General features: G+C 65.3%; 8 protein-coding genes. 4 read left to right on the top strand and 4 right to left on the bottom strand.

Annotated elements, in window-relative coordinates:
• The first annotated feature begins 9 nt into the window (after positions 1–9).
• The 3 genes from CFB49_RS34345 to CFB49_RS34335 all read left to right on the top strand — a co-directional run bounded on the left by CFB49_RS34345 (position 10) and on the right by CFB49_RS34335 (position 5,374).
• Entirely contained in the window at positions 10–3,894 is a 3,885-nt protein-coding gene (locus CFB49_RS34345) for a type I polyketide synthase (RefSeq protein ID WP_089493609.1), read from the top strand.
• Positions 3,895–3,986: 92 nt separating this feature from the next.
• Positions 3,987–4,316 (top strand): acyl carrier protein, encoded by a 330-nt coding sequence (locus CFB49_RS34340; RefSeq protein WP_089493608.1) that lies wholly within the window; start codon positions 3,987–3,989, stop codon positions 4,314–4,316.
• Positions 4,317–4,381: 65 nt separating this feature from the next.
• Entirely contained in the window at positions 4,382–5,374 is a 993-nt protein-coding gene (locus tag CFB49_RS34335; RefSeq protein ID WP_089493607.1) for a beta-ketoacyl-ACP synthase III, read from the top strand.
• A 93-nt stretch (positions 5,375–5,467) separates the two neighbouring features.
• Here CFB49_RS34335 and CFB49_RS34330 read toward each other — a convergent pair whose 3' ends face one another.
• Complete coding sequence (locus tag CFB49_RS34330) at positions 5,468–6,238, bottom strand: EAL domain-containing protein (RefSeq protein ID WP_249190425.1); 771 nt, start codon at positions 6,236–6,238, stop codon at positions 5,468–5,470.
• A gap of 722 nt (positions 6,239–6,960) precedes the next feature.
• On the opposite strand from CFB49_RS34330, the gene CFB49_RS34325 reads away from it, so the two are divergent.
• A complete protein-coding gene (locus CFB49_RS34325) occupies positions 6,961–8,529 on the top strand; it encodes a sensor histidine kinase (RefSeq protein ID WP_249190424.1) in 1,569 nt (522 codons plus the stop codon).
• A 125-nt stretch (positions 8,530–8,654) separates the two neighbouring features.
• On the opposite strand, the gene CFB49_RS34320 is transcribed toward CFB49_RS34325, so the two are convergent.
• From CFB49_RS34320 to CFB49_RS34310, 3 genes are all read right to left on the bottom strand, one after another.
• Positions 8,655–9,725, bottom strand: coding sequence for a LabA-like NYN domain-containing protein (locus CFB49_RS34320; RefSeq protein WP_084044379.1), 1,071 nt, complete (start codon positions 9,723–9,725; stop codon positions 8,655–8,657).
• 69 nt (positions 9,726–9,794) lie between these two features.
• Positions 9,795–10,589 carry an OmpA family protein gene (locus tag CFB49_RS34315; protein ID WP_089493606.1) on the bottom strand — a complete coding sequence of 265 codons (795 nt, stop codon included), beginning with the start codon at positions 10,587–10,589 and terminating at the stop codon, positions 9,795–9,797.
• Between the two features lie 112 nt (positions 10,590–10,701).
• Positions 10,702–14,550, bottom strand: a complete 3,849-nt coding sequence (locus CFB49_RS34310; protein WP_089493605.1) for a YadA-like family protein — start codon at positions 14,548–14,550, stop codon at positions 10,702–10,704.
• Positions 14,551–15,201 lie beyond the last annotated feature (651 nt).

Genomic DNA, 15,201 nt, shown 5'->3' with positions numbered 1-15,201 from the left:
GAGAACGGTATGGATCGGTCAACTACTGACGCGAAACGCGTCGCCGTCATCGGCATGTCGTGCCGTTTTCCCGGCGGCGCGTCGTGCGCGTCGAGCTATTGGGCGCTGCTGAATTCGGGCCGCACCGCGATTCGCGAAACACCACGCGAGCGGTTCGATATCGACGCATTCTATTCATCCGATCCGCATGAACCGGGCACCACGTATTCGCGTGTGGCCGGCTACGTCGACGATCCGTTTTTCTTCGACCGCAAGCTCTTCCGCACGTCGGCGGCCGAGGCGATGGAGATGGATCCGCAGCAGCGCTGGATGCTCGAACTCGCATGGGCCGCGCTCGAAAACGCCGGCATCGCGCCGGGGCAGCTGCGCGGCACGAACGTCGGCGTGTTCATGACGACGGGCGAAGCCGACTATGGCCGGCGCACGGTATGGTCCGGCGATCCGGAGCGCATCACCACCTATTCGAAGCTCGGCAATCTGCGCGCGATGGCGCCGGGCCGCGTCGCGCACGTGCTGGGCCTGAGCGGGCCCGCGATCTTCGTCGACACGACGTGCTCGTCGTCGCTCGTCGCGATCCATCTTGCCGCGCAGAGCCTGCAGGCGGGCGAATGTGACGTGGCGATCGCCGGCGGCGTGAACCTGATCCTCGGGCCGGAGGAAACGATCGGCGTCGCGCGGCTTCAGGCGATGTCGGTGTCCGGGCAGTGCCGTCCGTTCGATGCGAACGCCGATGGCTATATTCGCGGCGAAGGCGGTGGCGCACTCGTGATGAAGCGACTGGACGATGCGCGCTCGCACGGCGACCGCATCGATGCCGTGCTGGTGGGGTCGGCCGTCAACAGCGACGGCGCGAGCAACGGACTCACGGCCCCCAACGGCGCGGCGCAGGAGGCCGTCATCCGTCGCGCGCTGACTCGCGCGGGCATCCGTCCGGAAGCCGTTGCGTACGTGGAAGCGCACGGCACGGGCACCGCACTCGGCGATCCGATCGAGCTCTCCGCGCTGCGCAACGTCTATGCGCGCCACGCCACGCGCGACAAACCGGTTCGGGTGGGCTCCGTCAAATCACAGCTGGGCCATCTGGAGGGCGCGGCCGGCATGGCCGGCTTCATCAAGGCGATGCTGGTCCTGCGTCATCGACACGTGCCGGCGCAGGTGAACTTCACGACGCCGAACCCGCGTTTCCAATGGGAAGGCGCGCAGCTCGAGATCCCGCGCGAAGGTATGCCGCTCGGCGAAGGCGACGCGTTGGTCGGTGTGAGCGGCTTCGGCATCACAGGCACGAACGTCCATCTGATCCTTGCCGCGCCGGACCGCACCCCGGATGCCGCCGTGCACGTCGCACGGGAACGGGTGCTGACGCTCTCGGGTCGGTCGCCGGAAGCACTCCGGCGAGTTGCCGCCGCGTGGCGTGCGTGGTTCGCGGAGACGTCGACGCCGTTGCGCGATGCGTGCCACACCTCGTGTGTGCGGCGCGACCATTTCGATCATCGCGTCGCGCTGGTCGGTTCGACGAAAGGGGATTGCGTCGCGGCGCTCGATGCGTTTCTCGCGGCGGATCCTACGGGGCGATGGCACGCGGGCGAGCACCCGAGAAAGCCACGCGTCGCGTTTCTGATACCCGGTCAAGGGGCTTGGCAGCCAGGCATCGGTGCGAATCTGTACGACGAGAACGGCATGTTCCGCAAACATGCGGATGCATGCGTCGGTCAGCTCGACACAGAGACGGCGCGGCAAGTTCTCGATGCGATTCTCGGCCGTACCGCCGAATCCGTACGCCATCATCCGGGCCAGCTCGCGCACTTCATCGTGTGTTACGCGCTGGCGCGTACATGGATGGATCTTGGCGTGCGCCCCGAACTGTTGATCGGGCATTCGCTCGGCGAGCATGTGGCGGCCGTGATCGGCGGCGTAATGTCGCTCGGCGACGGCCTGAAGGCCGTGGAGGCGCGTGGCCGGCTGTTCGACACGGCGACGCCGGCCGGCGCAATGCTCGCGGTCGCCGCCGGCGCCGACGAGCTTGCCGCACGCTTCACGTTCGGCTCGGACCTGTTCGTTGCGGGCATCAACGGGCCCGGGCAAACCGTCGTGAGCGGGACGAAGGCCGCGGTCATGCAGGTTCACGACGCGATGATCGCGGCCGGCAAGCGCGTGTCGCTGCTCAAGACCTACGACACGCCCGGCCATTCGCCGATGTTGCGGTCGATGCGCGATGCATTCCGGCACGCACTCGAACCGCTGAAATTCGCGTCGCCGTCGATTCCGATCATTTCCACGCTCACCGGCGAACGCGCGACGGACGCGATCGCCAGTGTCGAGCACTGGCTCGATCTCGTGGAGCAGCCGGTGCGCTTTCATGAGGCGCTGGTCGCGGCATCCGATGGCAAGACGCTTTTCCTGGAAGTGGGGCCCGGCGCCGCGCTTGCCAAGCTCGCACGCGCCGCGGCGGGCGGCGACTGGGAATGCGCGATCTCGTCGCTCGCCGACGGGCCGGAAGGCGACGAGGAAACGGAATCGGCCGGCTTTGCGCATGCGTGTGCGCGGCTTTACAGCGTGGGGCAGAAGATTGCGTGGAGCCGGCTGTATGGCAGTGCGCCACGGCCGGCCGAAGCACCGACCTATCCGTTCGAGGCCGAGCGCTTCGAGTTGCCGTTCCCGGATCGCGCGGGTGCCGGGTCGAAGCACGGCCGCGTGCAACAGCGGCACGACATCGCGGCGAATGAGGCTGTGCCCCACGCGGTGTCGCAAGCGGTGGACCTGGGCGAGGCGGCCGCACGTGCGTACGCGGAGCCGGTGCTGACGACGTTGCGCGCCATCGCGGCGGCTGTCGCGCCGGATGGCGTCGTCCTGGCCGATGACGTCGCGCTCGTCGGACAGGGACTCGACTCGCTGGCGTTGACCGAACTGCGCGTGCGCCTGCAGCAACACTTCGGCCGGATGCCGCCGATCACCATGCTCGCGCGCGGCGCGTCGCTGTCGACGCTGGCGGGATGGTTCGGCGCGTCGCGCGACAGCACGCCCGATGTGAAAATCGTCTCGCGCGACTTGCAGCCGGCATCCGCCGCAGCGGACGATCGCGATCTCGTCGTCACGCTGCGCTCGGGCGCCGGGCCGCTCGTCGCGCTCGTGCATCCGGTCGGCGGAAACGTGCTGTGCTATCAGGATCTGGCCGCCGCGTGGCCTGGCGATCCGACGATCGTCGCGGTCCGCCATCCGTACGCGGACCCGGGCCGCGCGTCGACGTATCTGTCGATCGGGCAACTGGCGTCGCGCTATCGTGCGGCGCTGCTCGCCGCACACGGCAAGCTGCCGGACCTGCTGGGCGGCTGGTCGTTCGGCGGCATCGTCGCGCACGAGATGGCCGCGCAGTGGGAAGCGCAGGGGCTTGCCGCGCCGCCGTTGACGATCATCGATTCCCCGCTCCACGACGGCGAATTCGCGATGCGGCTGCGCGAGCTCGATAGCGAGTTTTCGGCCGTCGAGGTCACGCAGGTTGTCCAATCATGGCTTGCCGATCCGCGCTTCGATGCGATGCTCGATCGTGACTTTTACCTCGGCGACGTACGGCGGCGCGCGGACCCCGCGATGTTCGCGCATATCGCGCGGCTGCACGCGGCCAGTGCGCTGGCGCTCGCGCGTTACCGCCCGCAACAGGTGCACACGCGCATTGCGTACGCGCTTGCCGCGCGCACGCCGGGCAACCTGTCGGGCGCGCAGGCGACGCAGAGCCTGCGGCTTCTCACGCACGGCGACATCACGGTGAGCGTGTTCGACGACGATCACAACTCGATCGTGCGCGAGCCCTCGGCGCGTCGCGTCGCGGAGTGCTTCGGTGACGGCGTCGGCACCGCAGATGCGGTGGTCGACTCGCTCGTGCGGGCGACGTCCACCTAGGCGGCGTGTGTCGGCTTCAACCGTTTCACCCATACAAGGCCCGGTCCGAGCCGCGCCTTTCCTTCTCAATCCGACAGCAGGAGATCGATGCCATGAGCGACCAACTTCAAGCAGCAAACGTGAGCGGAACCCCGGCGACCGCACAGACCATTCTCGCGTGGATCCAGGAGTGGGCCGAAGCGAACAATCTCCAGGTCCCGACCGATCTCGACCAGACCTTCGCCGACGCGGGATTCGATTCGATGCATTCGGTCGAACTCGCGTTCTTCCTCGAAGAGCGGCTCAAGATCAAGATCGACGACACGGTGCTCTACGATTACCCGACCTTCATGTCGCTGGCCGAACATCTCGTGTCGCTGGGCGGGCAGGGCGCCGCCGCCGACACGGCGCCGGGCGAAAGCGCGAGCGCGGGTAACTGGTAACGGCGTGCGCCGGCGCGATCGGTCGGTCGCCCGGCGCCTTATCGACCTTCACCGGAGTATGGAAGATGGCGGACATCACTCGCGCGGATAACAGGATCTCGCGCGTCGTCGGTTGCGGCTCGGCGCTTCCCGAGCAGCGGATGACGAATCATGACATCGCGCGCAGGGTGGACACGTCGGACGAGTGGATCACGCAGCGCACCGGCATCAAGGAGCGCCGTATCGCGGCGAGCGGCGAGCATACGTCCGATTTCGCGATCGGCGCGGCCAAGGCTGCGCTGAAGCAAGCGGGCATCGGCGGCGCCGACGTCGACCTGATCGTGCTCGCGACCTGCACGCCCGATCGCACGATGCCCGCGACGGCCGTGCGCGTCCAGGAGGCAATCGGCATGCAGCGCGGTGCGGCGTTCGACGTGCAGGCCGTGTGTTCGGGCTTCGTCTACGCGCTGTCGGTCGCCGACAACATGATCCGGCTCGGCCAGGCTCGCACCGCGCTCGTGATCGGCGCGGAGACGATGTCGCGCATCGTGGACTGGGAGGATCGCAACACCTGCGTGCTGTTCGGTGACGGCGCGGGCGCGGTGGTGCTGCGCGGCGAACGGCGCGACGGCGACGCGCCGCGCGGCGTTCTCACCACGCATCTGCATTCCGACGGCCGATATCACGACAAGATTCACACGGACGGCGGCGTATCGTCGACGCAGGGCGCCGGCAAGATGCACCTGGAGGGGCGCGACGTGTTCCTGCATGCCGTCGTCAACCTCGCCGAAGCGTCGCAGGAAGCACTCGCGTCGCAAGGCCTGACTCAGGACGACGTCGACTGGATCGTGCCGCATCAGGCGAACCAGCGCATCGTGCAGACGCTCGGCGTCAAATTGAATCTGCCGATGGAGAAGGTCGTGCTCACCGTCGGCAAGCACGGGAATACGTCGGCGGCGTCGATTCCGCTGGCGCTGAGCGAGGCCGTGTCCGATGGGCGCATCAAGGAGAACGATCTGGTGCTGACGCCGGCGATGGGTTCGGGCTTTACGTGGGGTTCGGCGTTGATCCGGTGGTAGATCGAGGGTCGATTGTCACATTGGAATCGTGTGACCCGCCCGAACCTGTCGGTGCATCGCGCGTGGGTCGGACAAGGCGGGCGCCATGCCTGTCTACGCGAGGGGGCTGCGTTGACGGCTCGCAATGAATCCATCGACGTCCGCTTCGCACAGCGGCTCGCCGAGGTAGAAGCCCTGGCCCTCGACACCGGGCAGCGTGCTGGCCCATTCGAGTTGCTCTGCCGTCTCGATGCCGGTAATCACGATCTGCTTGCCATGACCTTTTGCAAGATGCACCAGGGTTTCGAGCACACGCGTGGACTCGCCGTTCTGCAGCACGTCGCGGATCAGCGAGCGATCGAATTTGACGATGTCCACAGGCAATTGCTGCAGCAGCGTCAACGAGTTGAAGCCGGCGCCGAAGTCGTCGAGCGCGACACGCACGCCAATCGCCTGCACCGCATGGATGGCTTCTACCAGCCAGTCGAGCCGGGCGGGCGGCACGACGTCGGTCAGTTCGATCTCGAAACGGCCCGGATCGATGCCGTGCGATTTCAGCAGCGTAACCAGTTGACCGGGAAAATCCGTATGCCCCAGTTCCCGCGACGACAAATTGATCGCAAGCGCCAGTTCGTCGTATCCGGCCGCCGTCCACTGCGCGAGCGTGCGTGTCGCGTGCTGGGTGAGGAGGTGGGTGAATCGTGCGGCAAGGAACGAATCCTCGATCACACTGAGGAACGATGCCGGTTCCAGCACACCGCGCTCGGGATGTCGCCAGCGCATCAGATACTCGAAGCCGGACAGGCGAGATGCCTGCAATGCGAATTTGGGTTGCATCAGGAAAAAGAACTCGTCCTGACGAAGTCCCCGTTCGGCATCGTTCAATGGATGGTTTGACGCAAATGTGCTGTTTGTGAACATTTATGCAGGCCGATGGAGGCAATGGCTTCGTCGTTTGATCGACCAATTCTATGGAGCGGGGCTGAAATTTTCAATATCGAAAAGTGATCAAATGTAAATTTGTTTAACGGTGTTGATTTCGAATTCGATATTTTTCGATGCTTGTTTTTCGGATGATGTGGCGGTCTTTATACGTGTTGCGAATCAAAATTACGATTCGCGTTTTGTAATGTCGTGGCCGGCTTTGGGTGACACCATTGTCCGGTATGAAATACCCGAAGCGGGCGCCGAAAATATCAAATTGCATTCTGATTTTATTTAAAAACAGATTCCAATTTATTTTAAATTGGAATACAATAGATGCATTGGAAGTGATTCTTTTATTGTTGGATGATGTACTCTAAGATAAGATTGTTTGGGTGGTGTGTTTGTGAATTTTTGCAAATGAAGTTTAATTGAAAAATAATAAATTTATTCAATAAAAATACGGTTTTTGGTTGTCTGTATTCAGGTCGGGGGATTTGCGACGTTTGATGCGGTTGTTTCAAATGTTGCCCAATGCGATATTGATGGAGCATCATCTGATTGACATGTTCGGAAGATTTCTTGTGCCACGATGGCGCCGTTCATGTGACGAGGGCAGGCCGGCGCCCGGGCATGCGCCGTCGAACCTTGCAATCGAGTGGGTAGGTCTGACGTTCGCGCTCATGCTGATTTGCCTGATCCTGACGGCGGCACATGCATTGCAGCGCGTCGACCAGGCCTTTTTCGGGCTGGCGATGCCCGGCCGCGTGGGTGTCGGCCCGGAACTGCTGTTCAACGAGCTGATCGTTGTCGCGATTTGCACGCTGCTCTACAGGCTCGGTTCTTCCGCCGGCCTGTTGGCGGCAGCAGGGATGTCGGCCGCGATCGCGGCGACCGCCTTCGCCCTCTTCACCTGGCAAGGCCGGATCATGCCGCCCGCGACCGGCATGTCGATCTGCGTGCTCGCCTACCTGCTATGGTCATGGCGACGGCTCGAAGCGTTGTTGCGCTTCACTGCGTTGCTGACGGACCGGATGACGACCGAACCCGTGCTGCATGCGAGGCCTGTCCAGGCCGGGCATTGCATGGATCCGGTTCAGCGGCAGTTGCGTCGCGTTGCGATGCTGGACACGCAAGTGCGCCGGTATCGCGCGCTGATCGACGCATGGGTCGACAGTCTGCCGGAGGCGACGCTGATCGCGTCGGCTGCGGGGATCGTGCTGCTCGCGAACGAGCGCGTGATGTCCTTGTGCGCGAATCGCGATGCGCATTCGCGGGCGGGGAGTTCGCCGGTCGGACGCGCGGTTTCCGACGTACTGTTCCAGATCACCGGGTCGCACCGGGCCAACGAGTTTGCCGCGCAGGCGCTGGCGTCGCTCGATCACTGGCCGGACGGCGACGCGCTATCGGCGCGAACGAAATCCCAGCTCGATCAGGGCATCGAGATTGCCAATGCGCGCGGCGGCCTGTCGTTGCTGATCAAGTGCGCACTGATCCGTCCGTCGTTCCATGGCGAGGGCGCGCTGGTGTTCCATGTCGCGGATGTGTCGTCGGTACGGATGGCCGAGCGCCAGCGGGACATGGCGCTGCGCTTCCTGTCGCACGACATGCGAGCCCCGCAGGCTTCCATTCTCGCGCTGGTTTCCCAGATGCAGCGCGACCCGTCGCGGTACACGCCGCAGCGATTCGCGGAACTGGTGGCGCAGTATGCGACGCGCGCGCTCAGCCTGTCCGACGATTTCCTGTTCCTGGCCAAGGCCGAGAACCTGCCGCCGAAGCTGGCCGAAGTCGATCCTGCGCTGGTGCTGGGGGATGCCGTGGACGATCTGCTGCCGCAGGCAAGCGCGAAATTCACGACCGTCAATCTGACGGCGGAGCCGGGGCTCAGTACGATCGCCGACGTGCAGTTGCTGCGGCGCGCGTTCGTCAATCTGATCGGCAATGCGATCAAGTTCGGGCGGGAAGCGTCGACGGTCGACGTCGAATTGTCCGCCACGGATCGGCACGTGAAGATCGCCGTCACCGATTACGGAGCAGGCATATCCGAACGGGATCAGGAGAAGCTGTTCCGGGAATTCACGCAGCTGGACGGTCATGCGTCGATGTCCGGGCACGGGCTCGGCCTGGCATTTGTGAAGACGGTGGTGGATTCGCTCGGCGGAAAGCTGCAGGTCCGATCGAAGGTCGGCGAAGGGACGACGTTCCTCATGTTCCTGTCGAGGCACGATCACGATGCCACAATGGGGGACTGAGCGCGGCGCAGTTGCGTTCCCGCGTCGTGCGAACGGAAAAACGGGATGAGTGCCGCCGGGCCGATCGGCGTGCGATTCACCGGCCGCGTGGCGGCGCGCGCCGATCGTCGCGGCGCATCGCTGGGCTAGACGGCGGAAACGACCTGGATTCGGCGCGCCTCGAGCGCGCCGTTCTGCTTTGCCGGCGGGGCGAGGTCGAACTCCAGGACCGTGCTTCGGGACGGCAGCCGCGTGAGCGCGGACGAATCCAGAAAGCTGCTGCTGCGGAAGTAGGCGGGGCTGGTTTCGGCTGCCGCGAGCAGCGGCGTATCGGGCAGCGACGCCCAGAACGCGATGAAGCCGTACCCGTCATCCTCCTCGAACCGGTTGCACAGGCCGCGCACGCGGGACCCGACTTGCCCCCATGCCGGCAGGCCAGGGGCGGCGTCGCGGATCGGCAGCAGGCCAGGGACCAGGTAACCGCTGATGAATTGATCGGCTGCATCGCGCAGCTCGAGCGGCACGTTGTCGAACCCCAGCACTTCGACCCGGCATCCCTTTTTTTGCAGCGCTCGTACGACTTCGACGAAATCGCCGTCACTGGTCGCGACGAGGACCGTATCGAGCCTGTCCGATTCGGACAGCGCGTCGATTGCCATCCCGAGATCCGAATTCGATTTGACCGTCTCCGTGCCGTCCTCGTCCGCATAGTGTCTGAGCGGCTTCACCGTGACGCGGAATCCCTTGTCGCGCAGGGCGGCCTGATAGCCCTTGATCCGTACGTCGTAATCGGCCGAGCGTGCCGCGCGGCGCTCGTCGAAACTCAGATACGCGTGCAGGCGCTGGATCGTCGCGCCGGCGCGTCCCGCGAGCGCGCGCAGCACTTCGTACCGCATCATGTGACCGCCGTTCGCGTCCATGCTGCTTCCGTCTACATAAACCCCGACCCTTCTCATCATCGTCTTCCGGAATGCTGTTGGCTTTCGATCAGGAAACCGAATCAAGTGCCGTCGAACCGCGCGATTCGGCATGGCCCCGGGTCTAAAGGTGTGCTGGCGCGTCGGCCGTCGCGTGGCGTGCGATACGCGAATTGCGCCGCCGCGGCCTGCTGCCATCCCGGCGGCGGTTCGATGAGCGCGATGATCGAACGTCGCGAAGAGCATCTTGCGCGCGCAATGAATGGCTTGCCGCCCGGCGGCACGCTCGACCGGTTTCACCTGTCGGTTCGATGGGTGGCGCCGATCACACGGGCGATGCGTGATCGACGCCACAGGCTCCGCGGTTTTTCAGTTGCGGCCGCTCACCGTGATCGACACACGGCGATCGGGTTGCAGGCACGCGATCACGGCGCTGCTGCGGCCCGGCGGACAATGGGTGACCGGCTCGCTCGATCCCACGCCTTCCGCCTGGATGATGCTGCCGTTCAGCCCATGCGAGACCAGATAGCCGCGGACCGTCTGCGCGCGCGCCCTCGACAGCGGTTCGTTGACCTTGTCGCTGCCGATACGGTCGGTATGCCCGACGACGACGATCCTCGTGACCTCCTTGTGGCGCTTGATCCGTTCGATCGCATCGTCGAGCTGCGCCTTGCCGGCCGGCAGCATCGAATCGATGCTCGATTTCCCGAACGCGAACAGCGCATCGCTCTGCAGCGTGAACTGCTCGATGGTCGAGACCGGCTGTTCCGCCGCGACCGCCGGCGCGGCCGGTTTCGTCCGCACGAAGTCCGCGCATGCGGGATCGCGCCAGTAGGTGTCGCTCACCTTCATGTGCTGGTCGTATCGCACCTGGTACTGGCAGGCGACGACTTCGTTTCCGCGGCGGAAGTCGAACAGGTAGTTCCAGACATGGCTGCCGACGAACCACTCGTTGAAGTGAGGGGGGCCGAGCAGGTCGAACATCTGGTCCTTGTTCAGGCCGGGCCCGACGTTACGCAGGTTGTCCACGTTCACGAAGGTGCCGCCCTTCGGGCTGGCGGACTGCGGATCGGGAAAGCGGGGCGGGCCGTCGACGGCACAGCCCTCGAGGGTGGCAACGCAAAGCAGGCTGGCGGACAGCGCAAGTGCCCATTGGATTTTCATGATCAGTATCTCTCGTCGTGTGAGGAGCGGCGCACCCAACGACTGCGGCAACGATCGCCGAAACGTTGCGCGCAGTCGTCGTGCATTCCGGTTGGACGTCAGGTTCGGGCGATCACCACTGATAGCCCGCGCCGATCACCGCGCCGTAGTCGTTGCGCGTATTGGTCGTGATGGCGGCCTTGTAGATCCAGTGATTGTTTTCGGAGATCGTCGAGATGCCGATTGCCTGGCCCGACTGGCTTCGATAGACGCTGCCGGCGATCGCGACCATGCTCTTGCCCGGTCCCGACGGCTGCGGCAGACCCGCGACGGCCATCGCACTGGCGGTGCCCCCGTCCGCGTCTCGCCGCAGGCCCTGAATCTTCGCGTCGGTATAGGCGTTTGCATTGCCGACCGCGGCATTCAACTGCTGGACATTGACGCCATCGGTGGGGGCAGTGCCGGCCGCGACGTTCGTCAGTTGTCGCGTCGAGGTCGCCGTGCCGATCGACACGACGTTGTTGCGTCCGCCGTCGTTGCTGCCCGTGCCGAGCGCCACCGAGTTGTTGCCGGACGACGTCGAGCCGGCGCCGATCGTCGTCGAGCCCGCGCCCGACGCGGTCGAGCCGTTGCCGACGGCCGTGCTGTTCGAGCCGGACGCGACTGCGCCGTTGCCGCCGGCCGACGAGTTCGAACCGGTCGAAGCGGGCGGCGTCGACGAGCCGGGCGTCGACGGGAAGCCGCCGGTTCCGCCGTTGGTATTGCTGAGGTTCTGGATCATGGTTGTCAGACTCTGGTTGACGGCTTCGAGCTGGCTGACGTTGACCGCATCGGTGCCTGCCGACCCGGCAGCCACGCTGGTGATCTTGCGGTTCCCGATGTTGACCTCGCCGGCCGACGATTGCGGGCTGCTCAGGCCGTACGCAATGTAGTTCGACTGCGCGCCGACCGTCGTGACGGAACCGGCGCCGAGCGCGATGCTGTTCGCGAAGTTCGCGCTTGCCCCGGCACCCAATGCGATTGCATCGGCCGCGCTGCTGTTCGCGCCCGAACCGAGCGCGATGCCGCCCGATGCGCTCGAGACGGCGTTGGCCCCTTGCGCGATCGACTGCGGCCCCGTCGCATTCGCGCCGCTGCCGAGTGCGATGGCATCGGCCTGCCCGGAATTCGCGGCCTGGCCGATTGCCACGCCGCCGGGCGCCGTCTGCTGAACGATCGCGCCGTTGCCGATGCCGACACCGTTGTCGCCATTGACGACGGTGGTCGGCCCGACCGCGATCGACTCGGCGCCGACGGCGAGCGAATCGGCTGCGGTCGAATTGGCGTGGAAGTACATCGTCGGCGTCACGGCGAACGATTGCAGTGCGCCGGTCAGTTGGCGGACCGTCACGGCGTCGTGGGCACTTGTGCCGTCGGCGACGTTGATCAGTTGGCGGTACGTGTTGCCGGAAGCACTGCCGAACGAGACCGCACCGAGCAGCGTCGCGTCGGATGTGTTGAACGGCACCGTGTGGGTGCCGGCCGGAATCGTACCGCTGCCGGCGGCGATGGCGCGGTCCGCGATGGAACCCGCGCCAATGGCGACCGCGCCCGCGATGGAAGCGGTCGTCTGCGCACCGAGCGCCATCGCGCTCGCCGCGGTGGATTGCGCGCCGTTGCCGACGGCAAAGCTGTCGGCCGCACTCGCGGCTGCCTGCGGGCCGACGGCGATGCTGTCCGTCCCCGTGGCCTGGCTGTCGGCCAGCGTCGAGTTCGCGTGGAAGTACTTGATCCCTGCGCCGTTCGTGATGTTCGATATCGCCGTGGTGTTGGCGGTCACCTGTTCGTTGGTCGCGAACAGCTGCGAACCGTTGACGGCATCGGTGCTGGCGCCGCTCAGTTGACCTGCGGCGACGTTCTGGACCTGGCGTTCCGCGCCCGGTGCGCCGACGCTCACGACGCCCGTGGGCGCCGTGCCCGCGAAGTTGTAGGTCACGCCGCCGATCACTGCGTTGGGGGTCGGGGTGGCGGCGGTGGTCGTCGAATTCGCACCGAGCGCCACGCTGTTGGCGACGCTCGCGTTGGCGCCCGAGCCGAGCGCGACGCCGCTCGTTGCGGCGGCCTGGACGGTCGCCGTGTCGCCGATGGCGATCGCGCCCGCGACGTTGGCTTGCGACGCGTTGCCGAGTGCGACCGACCCTTGGCCCGTCGCGACGTTCGTGTTGCCCAGCGCGATCGCGCCGTTGCCGTTCGCGGTGTTGTTGGCGCCCATCGTCACTGCGCCGTTGCCGATGGCGGTGTTCGGATCGCCGATCGCCACCGCGCCGTTCCCGCTGGCGGTCTGACCTTCGCCGAGCGCGACGGCGCCCGTGCCGCTCGTCACCTGAGAGTTGTGACCACCGGCGATGGAACCCGCGCCCGCGGCCGCAGTGACCTGGCTGGTGTCGCCGAACGCGACGGTCGATCCGGCCAGCGCCTGGGAATTGACGCCGATCGCGACGCCGCCATATGCCGATGAAACGGCATTCACGCCGAGTGCCACGGTGTTGTCGGCGCTCGCGGTCGCGCCCGCGCCCAATGCAACGCCGGAAATGCCGGCAGCGGTTGCCAGGTTGCCGACGGCGATGCCGAACAGCGTGGACGCCGTCGCGGTATTGCCGACCGCAATCGAACTGGTGCCGCTGGCCGTTGCCTGCCCGCCGAATGCCTGCGAAGTGGTGCCGCTGGCGAGCGCGTTGTAGCCGAGGGCAATCGACTGGTCGCCAGTCGCCTGCGTGCCCGAACCAGGGACACCGGCTGTCCCGCCCGGGCCGATCGCGACCGCGTTCACGCCCGACACGCCGCTGTTCACGCCGATCGCGACGCCGGATGCGCCGCTGACCGACGCGCCCGAACCGAGCGCCACGCCCGCGTCGGCCGTGCCGGCCGTGATGGATTTGAAACCCATGGCGATCGAATAGCCGCCTGCGGCCGTCGACATCGTACTCAGCGCGGTCGAGTGGTCGCCCGACGCGGTGCCGCCGGCGCCGAGCGTCGTGGCGGAATTGCCCGACGCGATCGAGGCATTGCCGACGGAAATCGACGACGTGCCTGAAGCGACTGCGTTCAATCCGGCAGCCACCGCGTTGTCGGCGCTTGCGCGGGAGCCGGCACCAAGCGCCGTGCTGCCGATGCCGGACGCCACGGAGAAATCGCCTATTGCGCTCGCGTTCTCTGCGGATGCGGATGCGGATGCGCCGAAGGCGGACGCGTTCGTGCCGGTCGCCACCGACGCGTGCCCTATGACCGTTGCGCCGATACCGCTGGCCGTGGCGTCGCCGCCGATGGCGGTCGCGCTGCTGACGGACGCCGTAGCGGCCTGCCCGAATGCGCTTGCACCCGTGTCGCTCGCGATGGCGCCGGCGCCGACCGCAATGGCCTTGAACCCGCTCGCCGCGGAATTCGAGCCGATCGCGATCGAGTTCCCCGATCCGGTGGCTGCGGCCAGCACCCCGAGCGCCACGCCACCGTCGGATGTCGCGGTCGTTGCCGCGCCGAGGGCGGTTGACGCATTACCGTTCGAGTTCGAATGTTCGCCGATGGCGACAGCATTGCCGCCGCCTGCACCAGCGGCGAAGCCGAGTGCCATCGATCCCTGTCCAGCGGCGTTCGCGGAGCATCCGGCCGCAATTGCGTTGGTGGTTGCGGCAGCCGCGCCGCAGTTGAAGCCGTTCACCGTGACGGACCCCGCCGCCTGTGCATACCCGAGCACCGGCATGCCTGCGGCAAGGATGCCGATCGAAGCGGCGATCACCGCTCGCATGGACGGTTGCTGCCGGTGGTCGGCCGACGGCGCGGCCATCGCGCACCGCTTGACGGCGATTTCGCCTTCGGTGGCTCTGCCGCGTCGATCGATCGCACCTGACGCCCCCGGCTTTCCTTTTCCCCCGGCCCTATCGACTTCCGACACGGCGACAAGCGTCCCGCGCGACTTGCTCCATATGATCTTGTGCACTCTGTTCATGTTGATGCTCCATGTGAAATGGTCACGTTCTGTCAGGACAAATTCAGTAGTAATGCTAATTTTTATGGTCAAATAAAAGTCACGGATGATCGGGAAATCAATAGATCGATATTAGGGCGTCGGGGATCGATTGGGATTGGAGGGGATCATTTTTCCGTGTGGCCGGGTTTATTTGTTGTATTCATGTGAAAGAGTGAGTTATGCGAAATCAGATGAAAAATATCGAAATGCCGATGCGGAAACGGAAACATGATTCCGTGAAATGAGCGCATGGCACGGGCTTGGCCGGGTCGAGCATTGGCTGATTGGCATGGCTTGGAAACACGTCGGCGGAATCGAACGTCGTTCCCGATCGAGCCGGATTCTCATCGCGGACGAGCTGCGCACATGAGGCGGATCGAACTCGAGTGCGAGTTGGGCGCGCGCGGGCGCGGAAGGCCGTTGCGTCGTTCGGGAGATATCCAATGCAAAAGGATTCACTTTGGATAACTACGGATTGTCTCGTGAGATTGGGCATAACTGTATCTCTATAGGGGTGAATCACGATCTGGCGATGGATCGCCGTTGCTTTATAAACCCGCTGCGTTGCCTGAATCCTTGTGTGTCGTGCATCCCGATGTGACGTCATCTTTAAAACGGAACACTACATTT

The organism is Burkholderia sp. AU17457 (genome assembly GCF_002223255.1).
GTDB lineage: Bacteria > Pseudomonadota > Gammaproteobacteria > Burkholderiales > Burkholderiaceae > Burkholderia > Burkholderia sola.
Note: the sequence above shows the minus strand (reverse complement) of the source record. Positions and strands in the feature narration are given on the sequence as shown.

Coding starts and splice junctions, on each gene's coding strand:
- CFB49_RS34345 (WP_089493609.1), top strand. CDS start 10: ATGGATCGGTCAACTACTGACGCGAAACGCGTCGCCGTCATCGGCATG.
- CFB49_RS34340 (WP_089493608.1), top strand. CDS start 3,987: ATGAGCGACCAACTTCAAGCAGCAAACGTGAGCGGAACCCCGGCGACC.
- CFB49_RS34335 (WP_089493607.1), top strand. CDS start 4,382: ATGGCGGACATCACTCGCGCGGATAACAGGATCTCGCGCGTCGTCGGT.
- CFB49_RS34325 (WP_249190424.1), top strand. CDS start 6,961: ATGCTGATTTGCCTGATCCTGACGGCGGCACATGCATTGCAGCGCGTC.
- CFB49_RS34315 (WP_089493606.1), bottom strand. CDS start 10,589: ATGAAAATCCAATGGGCACTTGCGCTGTCCGCCAGCCTGCTTTGCGTT.
- CFB49_RS34310 (WP_089493605.1), bottom strand. CDS start 14,550: ATGAACAGAGTGCACAAGATCATATGGAGCAAGTCGCGCGGGACGCTT.